The following is a 17,769-nucleotide window of genomic DNA, read 5'->3' as shown; positions in this document are numbered from 1 at the left end:
CGATGCAGTGGCCGGCCGAACCGGTGACCGCGTCATTGTGGTTTCTGGCTGGCGCCACCCGTCGTTTGCGGCGCGCCGCCGCGATACGTCTTGAGCAGGTTTGCGCGTTTCACTACACCTTCACCTGCCTGCCCCGCAAGCGCTGCCGCATGGATAAAAGCATTCTGGCCCATCAGTTCTTCCATTTCCGCCTCGGACAAGAGCCGAAAGGAGGGTATCTCCGCGTCGGTCTCCATTCCGAGGTGCCAAGCCTTGCGCGCCTGGTCGATCTTCCGCACGCCGTCTGCCGCCGCGTCCATCGCGTGGAAGACTGCAATCGCTTCCCCGCTGCGCACGGCCAGGTCCACCTTGGCGCTACCGGTGACGAACTGGCCGGCCTTGCGCGCCAGGTTCATCATCCCTGCAAGCTGTGCGACGAGCAGGCGGTCGACGCGCTGGCCGAGATCTGGATCGGCCTTGACGTCTGCCTTCAGCGCGCGCGCGAAAAGCTTCTTTGCTACCGCCTTGTCGATCGCCTCGCGGCTTACCGAAACCCAGCATCCGCGCCCCGGAAGTTGCCGCTTGAGATCCGCGACGACGCTGCCGTCGGGGCCGGCGACAAAGCGGATCAACGTTTCCGGTGTTCCGCTATGCCGCGTGACGATGCACGTGCGGCCATTCATGTCCGCACCTTCGGTGGCTTCATCTTCCGGCAAGCTTTCCGGCGCATCGCCTCGCATCATTCAGCCTTGTCTTCGTCCTCGACCGCTTCTTCTTCAACGGTCCCTGCAGCGAGATCGTCTTCGGTAATCCAGCCGGCCGCCAGACGGGCCTGAACGATCATGTTCTCGGCTTCCGCACGGGAAACGTCGAACCTCGAGAACAGCCCTTCGAACTTCTTGGTCTCGCCGTCCTTGCGCTCGCTCCAGCCGACGAGGTCGTCGGCAGCGCAGCCAGCAAAGTCCTCGATCGTCTTGATGCCGTCCTCGCCGAGGGCGACCATCATCTGGGCCGTCATGCCGTCGATCTGGCGCAGTTCGTCGGCGACGCCGAGTTCCTTGCGCTTGGCGTCCATTTCCGCCTCGATCTTTTCCAGGTAGTCGCGGGCACGCGACTGGATTTCCTGGGCGGTATCCTCATCGAAGCCTTCGATGGACGCGATTTCGTCGAGCTCGACGTAAGCGAGCTCCTCAACCTGGGCGAAGCCTTCGGAGGCCAGCACCTGACCGATCATCTCGTCGACGTCGAGCGCATCCATGAAGAGGTTGGTGCGTTCGTTGAATTCCTTCTGACGGCGCTCGGACTCTTCGGCTTCCGTCATGATGTCGATGTCCCAGCCGGTAAGCTGCGACGCGAGGCGCACGTTCTGACCGCGACGACCGATGGCGAGCGACAGCTGTTCGTCCGGTACGACGACTTCGATGCGTTCGGCATCTTCGTCGAGAACGACCTTGGAAACCTCAGCCGGCTGCAGGGCATTGACGATGAAGGAAGCCGGATCCTGGCTCCACGGGATAATGTCGATCTTCTCGCCCTGCAGTTCTCCGACGACGGCCTGGACGCGGCTGCCACGCATACCGACGCAGGCGCCGACCGGATCGATCGACGAGTCGTTCGAAATGACGGCGATCTTGGCGCGCGAGCCCGGATCGCGGGCAACCGACTTGATCTGGATGATGCCGTCATAGATTTCCGGCACTTCCATGGTGAAGAGCTTCACCATGAACTGCGGATGGGTACGCGACAGGAAGATCTGCGGGCCCCGCTGTTCGCGGCGGACGTCGTAGACATAGGCGCGGACACGGTCGCCGTAGCGGAAGGTCTCGCGCGGGATCATCTCGTCACGGCGGATGATGCCTTCGCCGCGGCCGAGATCGACGATCACATTGCCATATTCGACGCGCTTGACAGTGCCGTTGACGATTTCGCCGACGCGATCCTTGAATTCGTCGTACTGACGGTCACGTTCGGCTTCACGCACCTTCTGCACGATAACCTGCTTGGCCGACTGGGCCGCAATGCGGCCGAAGTCCATCGGCGGCAGCGGGTCGGCAATGTAGTCGCCGATCTTGGCGTCGACGTTGCGGTCGCGGGCGAGTTCAAGCGCGATCTGCGTGGAGTAGTCCTCGACCTTCTCGACGACTTCCAGAAGGCGCTGCAGGCGGATTTCGCCGGTCTTGGAATTGATGTCGGCGCGGATATTGGTTTCGGAGCCGTAGCGCGAGCGGGCGGCCTTCTGGATCGCATCGGCCATCGCGGCAAGCACGATTTCACGGTCGATCACCTTCTCACGTGCGACCGCATCAGCGATCTGCAAGAGCTCGAGCCGGTTAGCACTGACTGCCATTGTCTTTTGTCTCCGTCTTCACTGCCGGGGCCGAGCCCTCAGGGCGGTTAGTCTATCGAGGTTTCGTCGTCATTCTGGTTTGCCGCCTCGGCCCGAGCCGCTTTGTCGGCCTTAAGCGCATCGCGGATGAGATCGTCCGTCAGGATCAATTTCGCCTCCGCCAGCGCACTGAACGGAATGGTTACGCGCGGCTCCTCGCCGTAAGCGATCTGGTCGCGCTCGATGGTAAAGCCGTCTGCGTCAACCGCTGCAATCTTGCCGCGGAATCGCTTGCGGTTGTCGACCAGAATCGACGTCTCGCATTTGACGATATGACCCTGCCAGCGGTCGAAGTCGGACTTGCGCACCATCGGCCGGTCGATACCCGGGGAGGATACTTCCAGATGGTAGGCCTTGTCGACCGGATCTTCGACGTCGAGCACCGGCGAAATCGCCATCGAAAGCTCTTCACAGTCCTCGACGGTCATGGTGCCGTCGTTGCGTTCGGCCATGATCTGGAGGGTAAGCCCGTTCTGGTTGAGGAGCCGAACCCGCACGAGTTTGAAACCCATGGCAACCGCCACGGGCTCTATGATTTCAGCGATGCGCCGATCGAGGCCGGTTTCCGTGACAATGCGCGGCTCGCGGTCCTGCGGCGCCGGTACTTGTTCCGACACGTGTCATCCTCCTGGATGAATTCTGCAGTTTTCCCGACCGCTAACAAAAAAGAGCGGGTCCTTGCGGCCCCACTCTTCATCTGTCGATCAAGAATTTAAGCACGATATACGCTTGCTCGCGTGGAAATGCAAGCTTTGCGAGGAACCATGCCGTCCCAGTGCTATTTTCGTGTTCGGGGCAGCGGGAGATAGGCAGCGTGCGTCAGATTTGCCTATATTGGCACGCTCCGCTTCGAAAGCCGCAGGTGAACAGGACGTGTCGGACCGCAAATCGCCCTTGGCGCCACTCAAGAACGAATTCTACCGGACGATCTGGGTTGCAAGCATTTCGTCGAATCTCGGTGGTCTCATTCAGGGTGTGGGAGCAGCCTGGCTGATGGCCTCCATTTCCCGCTCGGAGAACATGGTCGCGCTTGTTCAGGCGTCCAATACCCTGCCGGTTATGCTGCTTTCGTTGCTTTCCGGTGCCGTCGCCGACAGCTTCGATCGCCGCAGAGTCATGCTGCTGTCGCAGTTCTTCATGCTCACGGTTTCGATCTTGCTCGCGATCTTTGCCTTTGTCGGACAGGTTTCTCCGTGGTCGCTGCTGTTCTTCACGTTCCTGATCGGCAGTGGCACGGCGCTCAACAATCCTTCCTGGCAGGCTTCCGTCGGCGACATGGTTCCGCGCAGCGATCTCCCGGCCGCCGTCGCCCTGAACAGTATGGGATTCAACATTACCCGAAGCGTCGGTCCGGCTCTCGGCGGCATGATCGTCGCCGCCCTTGGCGCGGCCGCAGCCTTCCTCGTAAACGCCTTCAGCTATCTGCCGCTCGCCTACGCACTCTATCGCTGGCGCCCGGAAGTGCCGCAAACGACGTTGCCGCGTGAGCAGCTCGGCGCTGCCATTTCTGCGGGGCTACGCTACGTCGCGATGTCGCCGAATATTCTGAAGGTACTTTTCCGCAGTTTTGTCTTCGGTCTGACGGCGGTTGCAATTCTTGCACTTCTGCCGGTGGTCGCTCGCGACATGATCGCCGGCGGACCGCTCACCTACGGCATCCTGTTGGGCGCCTTCGGCGCAGGCGCGATCGCGGGGGCACTCTCGAGCGCCCGGCTGCGCGAAATCCTTTCGAGTGAGGACATCGTGCGGTTGTCGTTTGCAGGTTTTGCCCTGAGCACGGCAGTGATCGGCGTGAGCGGATCGGCATGGCTCACCGGGGTGGCACTATTGCTCGCCGGAGCCTGCTGGGTCCTCGCGCTGTCGCTCTTCAACACGGTCGTGCAGCTTTCCACACCGCGCTGGGTTGTCGGTCGTGCCCTCTCGCTCTACCAGACAGCCACCTTCGGCGGCATGGCGACCGGCAGCTGGCTATGGGGTCATGTGGCCGAAACCAATGGTGTCGGACATGCCCTTCTTGTGTCCGCATTGGTGATGATTGTCGGCGTCGCAATCGGATTCCGGTTTCCGATGCCGCCTTTTGCGTCCCTCGACCTTGACCCGCTCAACCGCTTCAACGAGCCGGAGCTCCGCCTCGACGTCAAGCCGCGCAGTGGTCCTATCGTCGTGCAGATCGATTACGAAATCGACGACGACGACGTGCATGAGTTCCTTTCATTGATGGCCGAACGGCGCCGTATCCGCCTTCGTGACGGCGCCCGCAACTGGGCGCTGATGCGCGATCTCGAAACCCCCGAGGTCTGGACCGAGACCTATCACACGCCGACATGGGTGGATTACGTGCGCCATAACCAGCGGCGGACGAAGGCGGACGCGGAAACCAGCGACCGCCTGCTCGCCCTTCACAGGGGCACTTCAAAGCCCCGCGTCCATCGGATGATCGAGCGGCAGGGCATTCCGCCGGCAGACGACGTTTTCCATCAGACGCACATCGAGCCGCATTGAGGTGCGTCAGCGAAGCTTCGCCTTCAGGCTCTCGTCGGGGAAGCAGGTCGGAGAAAAGCCGCTCTTCGCCTGCCACTCGCCGAGGGAGCGGCGTGTCTTGTAGCCGGGTAGCCCATCGACCTTGCCGACGTCGTAACCCTTTGCGACAAGTCTCTCCTGCATCGCAAGCACGTCTGAGCGTAGCATCTTCCCGACATCTCCCCATTTGCCGACGAAAGAACCGCTCCCATAGGCGATGCGATCGGCGAGATTGCCAATGAAGAGCGCGTAGAGATCGGAGTTGTTGTACTCCTTGAGAACGTAGAAATTCGGTGTGACAAGGAATTCGGGGCCGTGCGTGCCAGCGGGGACCAGCATCATCGTCGAAGCCGCTGTCTCGTGCTCCGGGAAGGGTTTGCCGGAGATCCGTCGGATTCCCGACGTCGCCCAGGCGGAGAGAGGCTGCGCGCGGTCCGGCCCCTCCTGGGCACAGGATACATCCTCCGGAATGACGACCTCGTAACCCCAGCTGCGCCCTCTCTGCCATCCCTTGTGGACAAGATAGTTGGCGATCGAGGCAAGGCTGTCCGGAACCGAGCTCCAGATGTCCCTGACGCCGTCTCCATCAAAGTCGACGGCGTGTTCAAGATAGCTGGTGGGCATGAATTGCGGCTGGCCGAGGGCCCCGGCCCAGGAGCCCATCATCCTGCCGGCGCTGATGTCGCCGCCGTCGATCATGTGCAGCGCTGAAATCAGCTCGCGCAAGAAGAGGTCCTTGCGCGTCGACATGAAAGCCTTGGTCGCGAGCACCTCCACCGCAGAATAAGGCAGCTTCGCCCGCCCGAAGCCCGTCTCTCGGCCCCAGATCGCAAGCACGACCGATCCGGGAACTCCGTAGGTCTTCTCGATTTTCTGGAGTGTGCGCGCGTGCCGAGCTGCAAGAGTGCGACCGGTGGCGGCAAGCCCCTGTAGTCGTTTCTCGGAAAAATAGGACCCGGGCGACGAGAACTCGGCCTGACTCTGCTTTCGTTCCTTCGGCGGCTTGCTCCCCGGTGGCACGAGATCCGGCAGATCCCAGTTGAGATGGAGACCGGCAATGGCATGCTCGAACGCCCTCCGGCTGACGCCGGATTTCTGCGCAAGCGGCCACAATTCCTGCTTTAGCCACGTCTGGAACTGAGCTTCGACTGCGCCTCTGTCGAGTGCTACCGCGGAAACGGGGGAGAGAAGCAGCAGAAGGAGAAAGATGATGGCGGAGCGTCGTCTCATGAAACCTCACATCACCCCCGAACGGGGCGGATTTCAGATCGCCGTGCGGGCTCTCAGCGCCGCCGCCAGCGTTCCCTCGTCAAGATAGTCGAGCTCACCACCAACAGGCACGCCATGGGCCAGACGGGTGATTTTCACGTCCAGGCCCGCCAGATGGTCGGTGATGTAGTGAGCCGTGGTCTGCCCTTCGACGGTCGCGTTCACGGCGATGATGACCTCGCGGATACCGCCTTTGGACACCCTGTCGATAAGGCCGCGAATGTTCAGGTCGTCCGGACCTACGCCGTCAAGCGGCGACAGCGTTCCGCCGAGCACATGATAGGCTGCGTTCATCGCGCCTGCGCGCTCCAGTGCCCAGAGGTCGGAGACGTCTTCCACGACGATGATCACAGACTGATCACGACGGTCGTCAGTGCAGACGGTACAGGGGTCGCTCGTATCGACATTACCGCAATGGGAGCAGATCTTCACCTTATCATAGGCGTCGCCCATCGCGTGCGCGAGAGGCCCGAGCATCTGATCCTTCTTCTTGATCAGATGCAGGGCGGCCCGTCGGGCCGAACGCGGCCCGAGGCCAGGCACTTTCGCCAGCAGCTGGATCAGTTTTTCGATTTCGGGACCGGTGACTCGCTTTGCCATGGGTGGTTTCTAGCGGATATCTGTGCCAAACGGAAATGCCCTCGACATACCGCCTCGCCGGCGGAGGACACACGGCGGAGCCGGGTTGGAAAAGTCTTCGCCGCGTGCTGGCATTGCGTTAGAATGGCAACTTCATGCCAGGCGGGATGGGGAGACCGGCCGTCATTTCCTTCGTCTTTTCGGCCATGACCGCCTCTGCCTTGTCCTTGGCGTCCTTGTGGGCGGCGACGATCAGGTCTTCAAGAATCTCAACTTCTTCTTCCTTGAAGAGCGAAGGATCGATCTTCAGGCCCTTGAGCTCGCCTTTGCCGGTCATCGTCACGGTTACGAGACCGCCGCCGGATTTGCCTTCGACTTCGAGAGCGGCGATCTCCGCCTGCATCTTCTCCATCTTGGCCTGCATTTCCTTGACCTTGCCCATCATGCCCATGATGTCGCGCATCGTCGTTGTCTCCATGAAATTTTGGCGAATGCCGTCTTAGAATTCGATGTCGTCGCCCGGGAGAATGTCACCTTCTGCGGATTCGGCTGCAGAGGGGACGTCCAGCGTCTCGTCTTCGTTACCGGCGGCGCGAATGCGCACGTCGGTGATCCTCGCCCCGGGGAAACGGGCCAGGATCGCTGCCACGTCCGGATCCTGCCGCGCGTCGAGGAGTCTCGCCTCCCGGTTCGAACTTTCCGTTTCCGCGAGCGTCGGCTTGCCGGCTTCACGCGACAGGATGACCATCCAGCGGATTTCCGTCCACTCCTCGAGCCGCCGCTGCAGGTCCCCTGCGAGCGTCTTCGGCGCCTCGGATGGCAAGTTGATCTCAAGTCTTCCCGGCTCAAGGCTGACAAGCCGCACGTAGGAGCGCAAGAGCGCCTTCAGCTTGGGATCGCGGTTCTGCGTGCAGAGTTCCGCAATATCCTCGAGCGATCTGACGGGAACCTTTGGAACCGGCGCAGGCTTTGTTTCGACGCGCCCCAGCGTCGCTGGCTGCGGCTGCGATACGGGTGCCGGCACACTCTGGAGATGAGCCGTCGGTCTGGGCGCGACCTGCTGTGGCCGGTCCAGCGCCTGGCCGCCAACGACTGCGGTGCGATAGGACACCGGGGCGCCACCGCCGCCACTGCCTCCGGTGAGCGCATGGGAAGGGGTGCCGGTCGGTCCTCCCTCTGCCAGTTCCGCAAGGCGGCGCGCGGCGTCTTCCGGCGATGGCAAATGAGCCGCATGCGCCAGCCGGATGATCACCATTTCCGCGGCACCGGCAGGGCGCGCCGAGTTTTCCGTTTCCGGAATACCTTTCAGCAGCATTTGCCAGATGCGGGAGAGCGTCGAAACGCTGACGCTGGTCGAAAGTTCAGCTCCGCGAACCCGCTCGACTTCGCTGAGGGACGCGTCCTGAGCCGCCGACGGGATGTATTTTAGCCGTGTCACGAGATGGGTAAAGTCGGCAAGGTCGGTCAGAACCACGGTCGGGCTGGCACCGGATTCGTACTGGCTGCCGAACTCGGAAAGTGCTGCTGTGACGTCGCCACGCACCACATGCTCGAAGAGGTCCACGACGCGGGCGCGATCGGCGAGGCCGAGCATCGCACGTACCGTGTCCGCCCTGACGACTCCTCCACCATGGGCAATCGCCTGGTCGAGCAGCGACAGCCCGTCGCGTGCCGACCCCTCGGCCGCGCGTGCGATCATCGCCAGTGCTTCCTCGTCGGCGGTGATGCCTTCCTTGGCTGCAATCGTCGAAAAGAGGCCGACCAGATCGCTCGCACTGATGCGCCGCAGATCGAAACGCTGGCAGCGCGAGAGCACGGTGATCGGCACCTTGCGGATCTCGGTCGTCGCAAAGATGAACTTGACGTGTTCCGGCGGCTCTTCGAGCGTTTTCAGCAGGCCGTTGAAGGCCGCGGTCGAGAGCATATGCACTTCATCGATGATGTAGACTTTGTAGCGGGCCGAGACGGGGCGGTAGCGGACCTGCTCGATGATCTCGCGGATATCGTCGATGCCGGTGTGAGAAGCAGCATCCATCTCGATGACATCGACGTGGCGACCTTCCATGATCGCCTGGCAGTGTTCACCAGGCAATTTGAGGTCGATCGTCGGTTTGTCGATCTCTGCAGTCTTGTAGTTGAGCGCGCGCGCCAGGATACGGGCGGTCGTCGTCTTGCCGACGCCGCGGACGCCCGTCAGCATGTAGGCCTGCGCGATACGACCCGTCTCGAACGCGTTCGTGAGCGTTCGGACCATCGGCTCCTGGCCGACCATCAGGTCGGTGAAATCCTTGGGACGATACTTGCGGGCCAGGACTCTGTATCCTGCGGCACCGCCGTTTGCATGTGCTGCTGTCGGCTCGAAGTCGCTCATCGCTCCTGCCAGCGTTAGAGTCGTCCCGTTCGGGTCTCTCGACCCTGCAATCCTGCCGGCCTTGGGGAACGGAAGGTGGGAGGCTGGCACGGTGACCCGTGCCGGGCTCGTTAGGGCTGCTTCCTTCCGGACCTGACCCGGTTGGCGAGTGGCTCGTCCACCACCAACCTCCCGGGAGCACATATCGGCAATTACGGAAGCAAATGCAAGCCAAGCCACCAAAAAACTGCTATGTATGGAGAAACGCTGGAAAAGGAGGCATGCTTGGTCAAGTTCGAGCTCGATGAGAGACTGACGCGCGACAGCGAGCGCCTGACGCTGCTCGGCCTGTGCGATGTCCGGCTTATGCGCGACAGCCGTTGGCCTTGGCTGGTTCTCGTTCCGCAACGTCCGGATGTCAGCGAAGTCTTCGAACTCACGCCGCTTGACCAGGCAGTGCTGACCTTCGAGCAGAATCTGGTGGCGTCTGCGCTGAAGAAGGCGACGGGCGCCGTCAAAATCAACGTGGGCGCTCTTGGCAATATCGTTCGACAGCTTCATGTTCACGTCATCGCGCGCTTCGAAGGGGACGCGAACTGGCCTGGCCCCGTGTGGGGGCACGGCTCTGCCGTTCCCTATGAGGCCCAGCCTTGCGGTGAATTCAAACGGAAGTTCCTCGAAGCCCTTCAGTCATGAGCAAATCCATTTTCGATCTCGACACTCCGCATCCCGAAGCCAGCACACTTACCGCCTTTTCCAGGAACGGACTCGACCGTCGCAGCGAACACCGCGAAGAGGACTGCCTCGAGCAGGCGCTCGCCGTCGAAGGCGCCCATATTCTTGCATTCGCCGGGCCGAAGCTCATCCTCAAGCACGACGGGCAGGTTCTTGATCCGCTGTTCGCGCCCTATGAATTGCCGGAGCTGGATCCCGATTTCGACAACGCGATTCTGCTGGGATTCCAGCCCACGGGCGAGCCGCGGCTCGCGGTGCCTGTGCGAAGCGCCGCGGAGGAACTTGTCAATCATTACAAGGCCGCCGATGCTCGTTCGCTTTTTCGCGACGCGCTGGTCGGGGACGATCTGCAGGGCGAGGCGGCGCAGGCGCTCAGCCTTCTCCAGTGGAACCTGGACAACCGGTTCTGCGGCCGCTGCGGCAGTGCCATGGCGAGCAGAATCGGCGGGTATAAGCGGGTCTGCCAAACCTGTGACCACACAATCTTCCCTCGCACGGATCCGGTTGCGATCATGCTGGCGATCGACGAGACGCGCGACCTGTGCCTCCTCGGACGCAATCACCGCTTTCCGGACGGCATGTATTCTTGTCTGGCGGGCTTCGTGGAGCCGGGCGAAACGATCGAGAATGCGGTTCGTCGCGAAACTTACGAAGAGGCGGGAATCGAGATCGGCCGGGTGCGTTATCACGCTTCGCAGCCTTGGCCCATGCCGCATCAGATGATGATCGGGTGCTTTGCCGAGGCGCTGTCGAGTGACATCAGCCGCGATACCTTCGAGCTTGCCGACTGCCGGTGGTTCACGAGGAACGAAGTCGAGGAGATGATGGCGTCGCAAGCCGCCAACGGCTGGACGACGCCGATAGAAGGGACCATCGCCAATCGCCTGCTGCGCGACTGGCTGGACTGGCCCCATTGAGGTTCCGCCGAAGCAGCGGGAAACCGTGATTTCCGGGATCCAGCGGACCTAGAGCTTGCCCCGCATCGGGTGACCCTTGTAGACGCCGAGAATGCGGACTTTTTCCGAGAAGAAACGCAGTTCTTCCAGGGCTTGCATGACCGACGTGTCGTCCGGATGGCCTTCGATATCCGCATAGAATTGGGTGGCGACGAATTTGCCGCCGATCTGGTAGCTTTCCAACTTCGTCATGTTGATGCCGTTGGTCGCAAAGCCGCCGAGCGCCTTGTAGAGCGCGGCCGGAATGTTCCGGACGTTGAAGATGAAGGTGGTGACGATGAGCTCTTCAGGCGACGAACGCTTGGCAATGGTCTCGTCGCGTGACAGCACGACGAAGCGGGTAACGTTGTTCTCGGTATCCTCGACGTTCTCGGCAATGATTTCGAGGCCATAGAGATCGGCGGCAAGACGCGGTGCAAGAGCGGCCATGGATCGCTCGCCGGTTTCGGCGACCAGCTTTGCCGCACCGGCGGTATCGCCGGCGACGACCGGCTTCCAGCCACTGTTGCGGATGATCTTGCGGCATTGCCCAAGTGCATGGATATGGCTGTGGACCGTGAGGATCTCGTCCCTCGCGACGCCGGGAAGCACCATCAGCTGGAAGCGGATCGGCATGAAGTACTCGCCGACAATGTGCAGACGGGACTCTGGCAGCAAGTGATGAATGTCGGCTACGCGTCCAGCGATGGTATTTTCGATCGGGATCATTGCGAGATCGGCATCGCCATTTTCTACGGCGACGAAGGCGTCCTCGAATGTCGGACAGGGTAGTGGCGACATGTCGGGAAACATGTCTCGACAGGCCATGTCGGAATTCGCGCCGAAATCTCCCTGGAAGGCAATTTTGTTGGTCTTGGTTGTCATCGAAAGGGTCCGTTACTGGTTGTCTCTGGCGGCAAGGATCTGCCGCGCCTTTTCGAGGTCTGCAGGGGTATCGACGCCGAGCGGGATCGACTTGACGATCTCAACGTCGATTCGCATCCCGGCTTCGAGCGCGCGCAATTGCTCAAGTGATTCTCGTTTCTCAAGAGGTGAGGGCGGCAAAGCGACGAATTTCTCGAGCGCCGCCCGGCGATAGGCATAGAGGCCGATATGATGATAGAGCGGTCCGGTGCCGTGGGGAGCGGTCGCGCGGGTGAAGTAGAGCGCCCGAAGGCGACTTTCCGAAAGTGGCGAGCCGACGACCTTGACGACGTTCGGGTTGGTCTTTTCTTCCTCGTCCGTGATCTCGACCGTCAGGGTCGCGATGTCCGTCTGCTCGTCTTCCAGCGGTCGAAGGGCTGCACGGATCGTCTCGGCTTCGATCGTCGGCAGGTCGCCCTGAACATTTATGACTGTTTCTATCTGGCGATCGGGGTCGGCTTTGGCCAGCGCTTCATGGATGCGGTCCGAGCCCGAGGGGTGATCCGCCCGCGTCATGACGACCTCGAAGCCGGCCTTCTCGACAGCCTCGAAGGTACGGGGGTCGTCGACCGCCACGATTATCCGCCCGACGTCGGCCTCTCGCGCACGACGGGCCACCTGTACGATCATCGGTTGGCCACAGATGTCAGCGAGAGGCTTGCCGGGCAGGCGGGTCGAAGCCATGCGGGCCGGTATCAATACCAGTGTCTTCTCGAAAACGGGTTTGTTCATCGCCGGCCCTTCTAATCCCGCAGGAAAAGTGTCAAAAAGTCCCAATTCCGGGACCACAATCGTGTTGCAACTGTCAAGCAAAAGACATAGGTTCCGCCCGATTTCAAGATCGTCCGGTTCGTGACCGCCGGCTGCATGGGGAGCGTTTGCAGATGAACTCATATGTGAACATGGGCGTTGGAGCTCTGCTTGGTACCGTCTTCGTTCTGATGACGGTGTCCATCGCCTCTGAAGGCATCTTCCGCTCGGAGAAGCCGGAAAAGGAAGGCTATGCCATCGTTGCGGAAGGCGCTGCACAGCCCGAAGCCGGTGCCGAAACGGCCGCTGCAGCGGAAACTCCGATCGCGACCCTGCTTGCAACTGCTGATGCCGCCGCCGGAGAAAAGGTCTTCAAGAAGTGCACGAGCTGTCATGACGGTTCGAAGGGCGGGCCGAACAAGGTTGGTCCGAACCTCTACGGCGTCGTCGATCGCCCGGTCGCTTCGCACGAAGGCTTCGGCTATTCGGCCGCGATGAAGGACTTTTCGCAGGGCGGATCGACAACCTGGACCTATGAGAATCTGAACCATTTCATTACGGCTCCGAAGAAATTCGTTGCCGGCACGGCAATGGGTTTTGCCGGCCTGAAGAACGAAAAGGAACGTGCGGACCTGATTGCCTATCTGCGTACGTTGTCCGACGTACCGGCTCCTCTTCCGACGCCGACGAACTGATCAGCTTCTCGAGCGATCTCGTATAGGATGCCCGGCGTTTGCCGGGCATTTTTGTTTGTTCTGCCGAGCTTGGACCCGGCTTCGGGTTTCGTGGCAATCGTTCAGCTCAATAGCCACGCCCAGAAGGTAACGGTCGCCACACCGGCTGCCGTCGTGAGCGTGATCGTCGAGGCGGCGAGGCCGTGCCCGACACCGAAACGGTTGGCGATGAGCCACGCGTTAATGCCGGTTGGCACGGAGGATGTCAGCACCATCGCCATGGTCCATTCAGGGCCGAGGCCGAGCAGGTGACACGCGGTCCAGACGCAGGCCGGCATCAACAGGAGCTTCAGGGCCGAGATCGCGCCGGCGATGCGGAAATTTCCCGACACGCCGTATTTGTTGAGAGCCATGCCCAATGAGAGAAGCGCCGTGGGCGCAGCCATCGCTGCGATCTGGTTGACCACGTTGTCCAGGACGTCAGGGATCGGCAATCCGGAGACATGTGCGACGACACCGGCCGCAAGGCCGATCACCAGCGGGTTGCGGACAAGGTTGCCGGCGATTTGCCTGAGAATGGAGAGCAGGCCGCGTGAACTACCGCCGCCGATTTTTCGTTCGGCCTGCTCCATCAGCACCGTGCCGATGATCATCATGAGTGGCAGATGGACCGCCAGAAGAATGGAGAGTGCGACGATGCCGTCGCTGCCGACGATCCGGCTGACGAGGGGCAGGCCGATGAAGACGTTGTTTGCGAAGGCGGAAGAGACACCCGCCAAGACGCCAACGCGCGCGTCGCGCTCGAAAACCCGCGTTGCGACCAGATGGCCTACGGTCCATGTCACGCCGACGCCGGCGAAATAGGCGATCCAGAGCCGGAAGGGAGAGGCGCCGTGAAAGTCGGCTTCCGCGATCGTCCGGAAGAGAAGGACAGGGACTGCGACCTTGAAGACGAACTCTCCGAGCGAATCCCCGAGTTCGTCCTTGAGCAGTCCGGTTCTGACCAGGGCCCACCCGATCAGAATGAGGATGAAGATCGGCAGGACGTTCAGCGTGATTTCAGGCATTCGGGGAGATGCTCTCGAAAGGGCGGGACGGGGGAGACCTCACTCTAACGTTGCAGTTCCGCGACGACCAGTCGCAAGTCCGGAGCGGGTGCCTTTCCAGACGTTGATCCGCGAGCCTTGTGACATTGCCGCACCAACCGCCGAATTGCGACGCCGCCAGTACATCCGTGGCTGACGGCAATCCGGTGTCGGGAGGTGATAGCTCCCTCCGTTGATGCCCGGGGATCGGGAACTACACCCGGGCACGTAAGGAATGCTACCTGTCCGATATAACGTCCGTATGACGGCGTGAAATCGTCACGGGCCGGCCTTTGGCCTTTCCAACGACAGAAAAAACGCTATGACCTGCGACGGACACGTCTCAGAGGGGATACGCAATTCATGGTCAAGTTCGATGTGCTCACGGTGGGCAACGCCATTGTCGACATCATTTCCAGATGTGACGACAGCTTCCTGACGGAGAACGCGATTACCAAGGGCGCCATGAACCTGATCGACGCGGAACGTGCGGAGAAGCTCTACGGTCTGATGGGGCCGGCCGTGGAAGCGTCAGGTGGCAGCGCCGGCAATACCGCCGCGGGCATTGCTAATCTTGGAGGAAAGGCCGCCTATTTCGGGAAGGTGGCCGACGACCAGATCGGCAAGATCTTCATTCACGATATCCGCGCCCAGGGTGTGCACTATGAGACGCGGCCGAAGGGCTGCAATCCGCCGACGGCGCGCAGCATGATCTTCGTGACGAGTGACGGAGAGCGTTCGATGAACACGCATCTCGGCGCCTGCGTCGAGTTCGGGCCCGAGGATGTCGAGCCGGAGGTCGTCGCATCATCGAAGGTCACCTATTTCGAAGGATATCTGTGGGATCCGCCGCGTGCGAAGCAGGCCATCCTCGATTGCGCGCGTATTGCTCACGAGAACGGGCGCGAAATGTCGATGACGCTCTCAGACAGCTTCTGTGTTGATCGATATCGCGCCGAATTTCTCGATCTCATGCGCTCGGGAACGGTCGACATCGTCTTTTCGAACACGCAGGAAGTACTCGCACTTTACGAGACGGATGATTTCGACCTCGCGCTTGACCGGCTGGCCCGGGATTGCAAGCTGGCAGCCGTGACCATGAGCGAGAAGGGTGCCGTGGTCGTAAAGGGAGCGGAACGCATTCGTGTCGACGCGCTGCATATCGAGGAACTCGTCGACACCACCGGTGCAGGCGATCTCTTCGCTGCCGGTTTCCTCTATGGCTACACGCAGGGGCGTTCGCTCTATGACTGTGGACGTCTCGGTTGCTTTGCCGCTGGTGTGGTCATTCAGCAGATCGGCCCGCGTCCGCTGATTTCGCTCGAGCAGGCCGGCCGGGAACTCGGCCTTATTTGAAGGCTTCTCCAGGATAGGCGCCCCAAATCTCCGCCTGAGAAACCCAGCCTTCCACGCCGTTTGCTTCGGCATGGCACCAGTTGCCGGTGCACTCGTCCAGCGTCAGCACCACGCCCGGCTCCAGTTTCGCAACGACAGTCGCGGTCGGTAGTGAATCGCGCCGCAGGTTTACATAGACATTGTCGCCACGCATCCACGGGGCGGCGATTGCCGTTCGCTCGCCTGAAAGCAACGACTGGTTCACCCAGCCTTCGGTCCCGTCGGCGTCACGGATGCGTCGCCAGTTGTCGTATTCCTGGATAATTTCGACTGGCAGTCCGGACTTGAGATAAAGCCAGGAGACCGCGTAGTCGGTGCTCGGCCCGATGCGCATGTTGACACGCTTGGCCTTGAGGCTGACGAAACGTGGAAGGGGCAGGCCGCTCAGGCCTTTCGATACCTGGGCTCCGGCGACGGCAGGAGCTGCGACGGTCACTGCGAGGACCAGACTTGTCGCGAGACCGATTCGAAGCACAAGTTCACGCATGATCTTTCCATAATCCAACGAGGTCAGGGCCCCTTCCGGCAGGCTTGCGCCGCTGCGGCGGCTCTGCGACGAAAACCCAAGTCCGTCGTTGAGAGTTTTGTTTGTCTTCGCCCGCGGGTTTGGTAGAAATTGCCCTGAATGGTGGGATTATCATCGCACTTGGTTAATGACCTCTGAACAAGGTATCGAACGTTCCCATGACGAATAAGAAAAGACCGAAGGTTTACATAACTCGGAAACTGCCCGACGCCGTGGAAACCCGGATGCGTGAACTCTTCGATGCCGAGCTCAACATAGACGATAGCCCCCGCAGCCAGCCCGAACTGGTGGCGGCGATGCAGACGGCGGATGTCCTCGTGCCGACCGTCACCGACCGGATCGACGCGGCTCTTATCGAACAGGCCGGCCCGCAGATGAAGCTGATCGCGAGCTTCTCGAACGGTATCGACCATATCGACGTCGACGCTGCGGCACGCAGGGGCATCACAGTCACCAATACGCCGAACGTATTGACCGAGGACACCGCGGACATGACCATGGCGCTCATTCTGGCCGTGCCGCGCAGGCTTGTCGAAGGGGCTCGCATCCTGATCGAAAATCCCGGCGGGTGGGCGGGATGGTCGCCGACCTGGATGCTTGGACGCCGGATATGGGGCAAGCGGATCGGCATTATTGGCATGGGGCGTATCGGCACCGCTGTCGCCCGGCGTGCCAAGGCCTTCGGCCTGTCGATCCATTATCACAACCGCAAGCGCGTAAACCCGGCGACCGAAGAGGCTCTTGAGGCCACCTACTGGGACAGTCTCGACCAGATGCTTGCCCGGGTGGATATCGTGTCGGTCAACTGCCCCTCGACGCCCGCCACCTTCCATCTCCTGTCTGCGCGCCGGCTCGCGTTGATGCAGCCGACCAGCTACATCGTCAACACCGCTCGCGGCGACATCATTGATGAAGCGGCACTGATCCAGTGCCTGCGCGAGGGCAAGATCGCTGGTGCCGGCCTCGACGTTTTCGAAAACGAACCGGCGATCAATCCGAAGCTGGTGAAGCTCGCAGCGGAGGGCAAGGTTGTGCTGCTCCCGCATACGGGATCCGCGACTATCGAAGGCCGTATCGACATGGGCGATAAGGTCATCATCAACATTCGCACCTTCTTCGACGGGCACCGGCCACCGAACCGGGTGCTGCCGGGGCGCGGGTAAGAGGGCTACGAGATCATCTTGCGCATCTCGAAAGAGGTCGTGCGGTCGAAGCCCGGATGCCGGTTCTCGGCCGTCCTGACAAAACCGAAGTCTGCGAAATAGTTCTGGTTGTGGGTGAGTTCGACCCGCACCTCCAGCCGCAAGGTGTGGAAACCTGCAGTATGCGCGATCTCTTCGGCCAGCCGGATAAGGCGGATTCCGATGCCTTTGCCTTGCATGGAGGTCAAAACGGCGAGCTTTCCGACGTACAGCGTGTCTGGCGGCTCCGGCCGCAGGAAGATGCAGCCGACGATGTGGGCGCCCTCAAGAGCCACATAGGCCATCTCGCTCCTGCTCTTTTCCCGCAAAATCTGCGCGGTCAGGCGTGCCGCGGATGAGGGCGGATCAATGACGCCTTCCATGTAGGCAAAGGCCGAGATGATGACGTTCAGCAGTTCGTCATACCGCTCGAAATGACCGTCCACTCGCGCGATCTCGATTGCCATTGCCGCCGATCCCC

The 17,769-nt window shown here is 61.3% G+C and carries 18 protein-coding genes and 1 other RNA gene; 6 read left to right on the top strand and 13 right to left on the bottom strand.

What is annotated here, in order from left to right; translation table 11 throughout:
* Window positions 1-32: 32 nt before the first annotated feature.
* Genes H4I97_RS16925 through rimP form a run of 3 tightly spaced genes read right to left on the bottom strand, consistent with a single transcriptional unit; the run spans window position 33 to window position 2,982 of the window.
* A complete protein-coding gene (locus tag H4I97_RS16925) occupies window positions 33-722 on the bottom strand; it encodes an RNA-binding protein (RefSeq protein ID WP_378143433.1) in 690 nt (229 codons plus the stop codon).
* Entirely contained in the window at window positions 719-2,326 is a 1,608-nt protein-coding gene (nusA, locus tag H4I97_RS16920; protein ID WP_182305770.1) for a transcription termination factor NusA, read from the bottom strand. Before nusA ends, H4I97_RS16925 begins: the two co-directional genes overlap by 4 nt.
* A gap of 47 nt (window positions 2,327-2,373) precedes the next feature.
* On the bottom strand, window positions 2,374-2,982 hold the full coding sequence (gene rimP, locus H4I97_RS16915; protein ID WP_182305769.1) for a ribosome maturation factor RimP: 609 nt from the start codon (window positions 2,980-2,982) through the stop codon (window positions 2,374-2,376).
* Window positions 2,983-3,238: 256 nt separating this feature from the next.
* On the opposite strand from rimP, the gene H4I97_RS16910 reads away from it, so the two are divergent.
* A complete protein-coding gene (locus H4I97_RS16910) occupies window positions 3,239-4,867 on the top strand; it encodes an MFS transporter (RefSeq protein ID WP_182305768.1) in 1,629 nt (542 codons plus the stop codon).
* 6 nt (window positions 4,868-4,873) lie between these two features.
* Here the strand turns inward: H4I97_RS16910 and H4I97_RS16905 are convergent, their stop codons facing one another.
* From H4I97_RS16905 to ffs, 5 genes are all read right to left on the bottom strand, one after another.
* Window positions 4,874-6,115: a lytic murein transglycosylase gene (locus H4I97_RS16905; protein WP_182305767.1), complete on the bottom strand. Its 1,242-nt coding sequence runs from the start codon at window positions 6,113-6,115 to the stop codon at window positions 4,874-4,876.
* Between the two features lie 33 nt (window positions 6,116-6,148).
* Window positions 6,149-6,754, bottom strand: coding sequence for a recombination mediator RecR (gene recR / locus H4I97_RS16900; RefSeq protein WP_182305766.1), 606 nt, complete (start codon window positions 6,752-6,754; stop codon window positions 6,149-6,151).
* Between the two features lie 118 nt (window positions 6,755-6,872).
* Window positions 6,873-7,196, bottom strand: coding sequence for a YbaB/EbfC family nucleoid-associated protein (locus tag H4I97_RS16895; RefSeq protein WP_112686112.1), 324 nt, complete (start codon window positions 7,194-7,196; stop codon window positions 6,873-6,875).
* A gap of 36 nt (window positions 7,197-7,232) precedes the next feature.
* Window positions 7,233-9,104 carry a DNA polymerase III subunit gamma/tau gene (locus H4I97_RS16890; protein WP_182305765.1) on the bottom strand — a complete coding sequence of 624 codons (1,872 nt, stop codon included), beginning with the start codon at window positions 9,102-9,104 and terminating at the stop codon, window positions 7,233-7,235.
* A gap of 75 nt (window positions 9,105-9,179) precedes the next feature.
* Window positions 9,180-9,276, bottom strand: an RNA gene (ffs, locus tag H4I97_RS16885) — signal recognition particle sRNA small type.
* 92 nt (window positions 9,277-9,368) lie between these two features.
* On the opposite strand from ffs, the gene H4I97_RS16880 reads away from it, so the two are divergent.
* Complete coding sequence (locus H4I97_RS16880; RefSeq protein ID WP_182305764.1) at window positions 9,369-9,779, top strand: HIT domain-containing protein; 411 nt, start codon at window positions 9,369-9,371, stop codon at window positions 9,777-9,779.
* A complete protein-coding gene (gene nudC / locus H4I97_RS16875) occupies window positions 9,776-10,735 on the top strand; it encodes an NAD(+) diphosphatase (RefSeq protein ID WP_182305763.1) in 960 nt (319 codons plus the stop codon). Before H4I97_RS16880 ends, nudC begins: the two co-directional genes overlap by 4 nt.
* Before the next feature lie 48 nt (window positions 10,736-10,783).
* On the opposite strand, the gene H4I97_RS16870 is transcribed toward nudC, so the two are convergent.
* Together H4I97_RS16870 and H4I97_RS16865 are read right to left on the bottom strand one after the other, a co-directional pair.
* The gene (locus H4I97_RS16870) at window positions 10,784-11,638 is read right to left on the bottom strand and encodes a prephenate dehydratase (protein WP_182305762.1); all 855 of its coding nucleotides are present in this window, start codon (window positions 11,636-11,638) and stop codon (window positions 10,784-10,786) included.
* 12 nt (window positions 11,639-11,650) lie between these two features.
* Window positions 11,651-12,409, bottom strand: coding sequence for a 3-deoxy-manno-octulosonate cytidylyltransferase (locus H4I97_RS16865; protein ID WP_182305761.1), 759 nt, complete (start codon window positions 12,407-12,409; stop codon window positions 11,651-11,653).
* Window positions 12,410-12,561: 152 nt separating this feature from the next.
* Here H4I97_RS16865 and H4I97_RS16860 point away from each other — a divergent pair, with 152 nt between their 5' ends.
* Entirely contained in the window at window positions 12,562-13,122 is a 561-nt protein-coding gene (locus tag H4I97_RS16860; RefSeq protein ID WP_182305760.1) for a c-type cytochrome, read from the top strand.
* Window positions 13,123-13,223: 101 nt separating this feature from the next.
* Here H4I97_RS16860 and H4I97_RS16855 read toward each other — a convergent pair whose 3' ends face one another.
* Window positions 13,224-14,168 carry an AEC family transporter gene (locus tag H4I97_RS16855; RefSeq protein WP_182305759.1) on the bottom strand — a complete coding sequence of 315 codons (945 nt, stop codon included), beginning with the start codon at window positions 14,166-14,168 and terminating at the stop codon, window positions 13,224-13,226.
* Between the two features lie 381 nt (window positions 14,169-14,549).
* On the opposite strand from H4I97_RS16855, the gene H4I97_RS16850 reads away from it, so the two are divergent.
* Entirely contained in the window at window positions 14,550-15,542 is a 993-nt protein-coding gene (locus tag H4I97_RS16850) for an adenosine kinase (protein ID WP_182305758.1), read from the top strand.
* On the opposite strand, the gene H4I97_RS16845 is transcribed toward H4I97_RS16850, so the two are convergent.
* Window positions 15,535-16,068, bottom strand: coding sequence for an SH3 domain-containing protein (locus tag H4I97_RS16845; protein ID WP_182305757.1), 534 nt, complete (start codon window positions 16,066-16,068; stop codon window positions 15,535-15,537). The genes H4I97_RS16850 and H4I97_RS16845 overlap by 8 nt on opposite strands.
* 197 nt (window positions 16,069-16,265) lie before the next feature.
* Between H4I97_RS16845 and H4I97_RS16840 the strand changes: the two genes are divergently transcribed.
* Window positions 16,266-17,270: a 2-hydroxyacid dehydrogenase gene (locus H4I97_RS16840; protein ID WP_182305756.1), complete on the top strand. Its 1,005-nt coding sequence runs from the start codon at window positions 16,266-16,268 to the stop codon at window positions 17,268-17,270.
* A 5-nt stretch (window positions 17,271-17,275) separates the two neighbouring features.
* Here the strand turns inward: H4I97_RS16840 and H4I97_RS16835 are convergent, their stop codons facing one another.
* Window positions 17,276-17,755, bottom strand: coding sequence for a GNAT family N-acetyltransferase (locus tag H4I97_RS16835; protein ID WP_182305755.1), 480 nt, complete (start codon window positions 17,753-17,755; stop codon window positions 17,276-17,278).
* Window positions 17,756-17,769 lie beyond the last annotated feature (14 nt).

The organism is Ciceribacter thiooxidans, assembly GCF_014126615.1.
Classification (GTDB): domain Bacteria; phylum Pseudomonadota; class Alphaproteobacteria; order Rhizobiales; family Rhizobiaceae; genus Allorhizobium; species Allorhizobium thiooxidans.
Note: the sequence above shows the minus strand (reverse complement) of the source record. Positions and strands in the feature narration are given on the sequence as shown.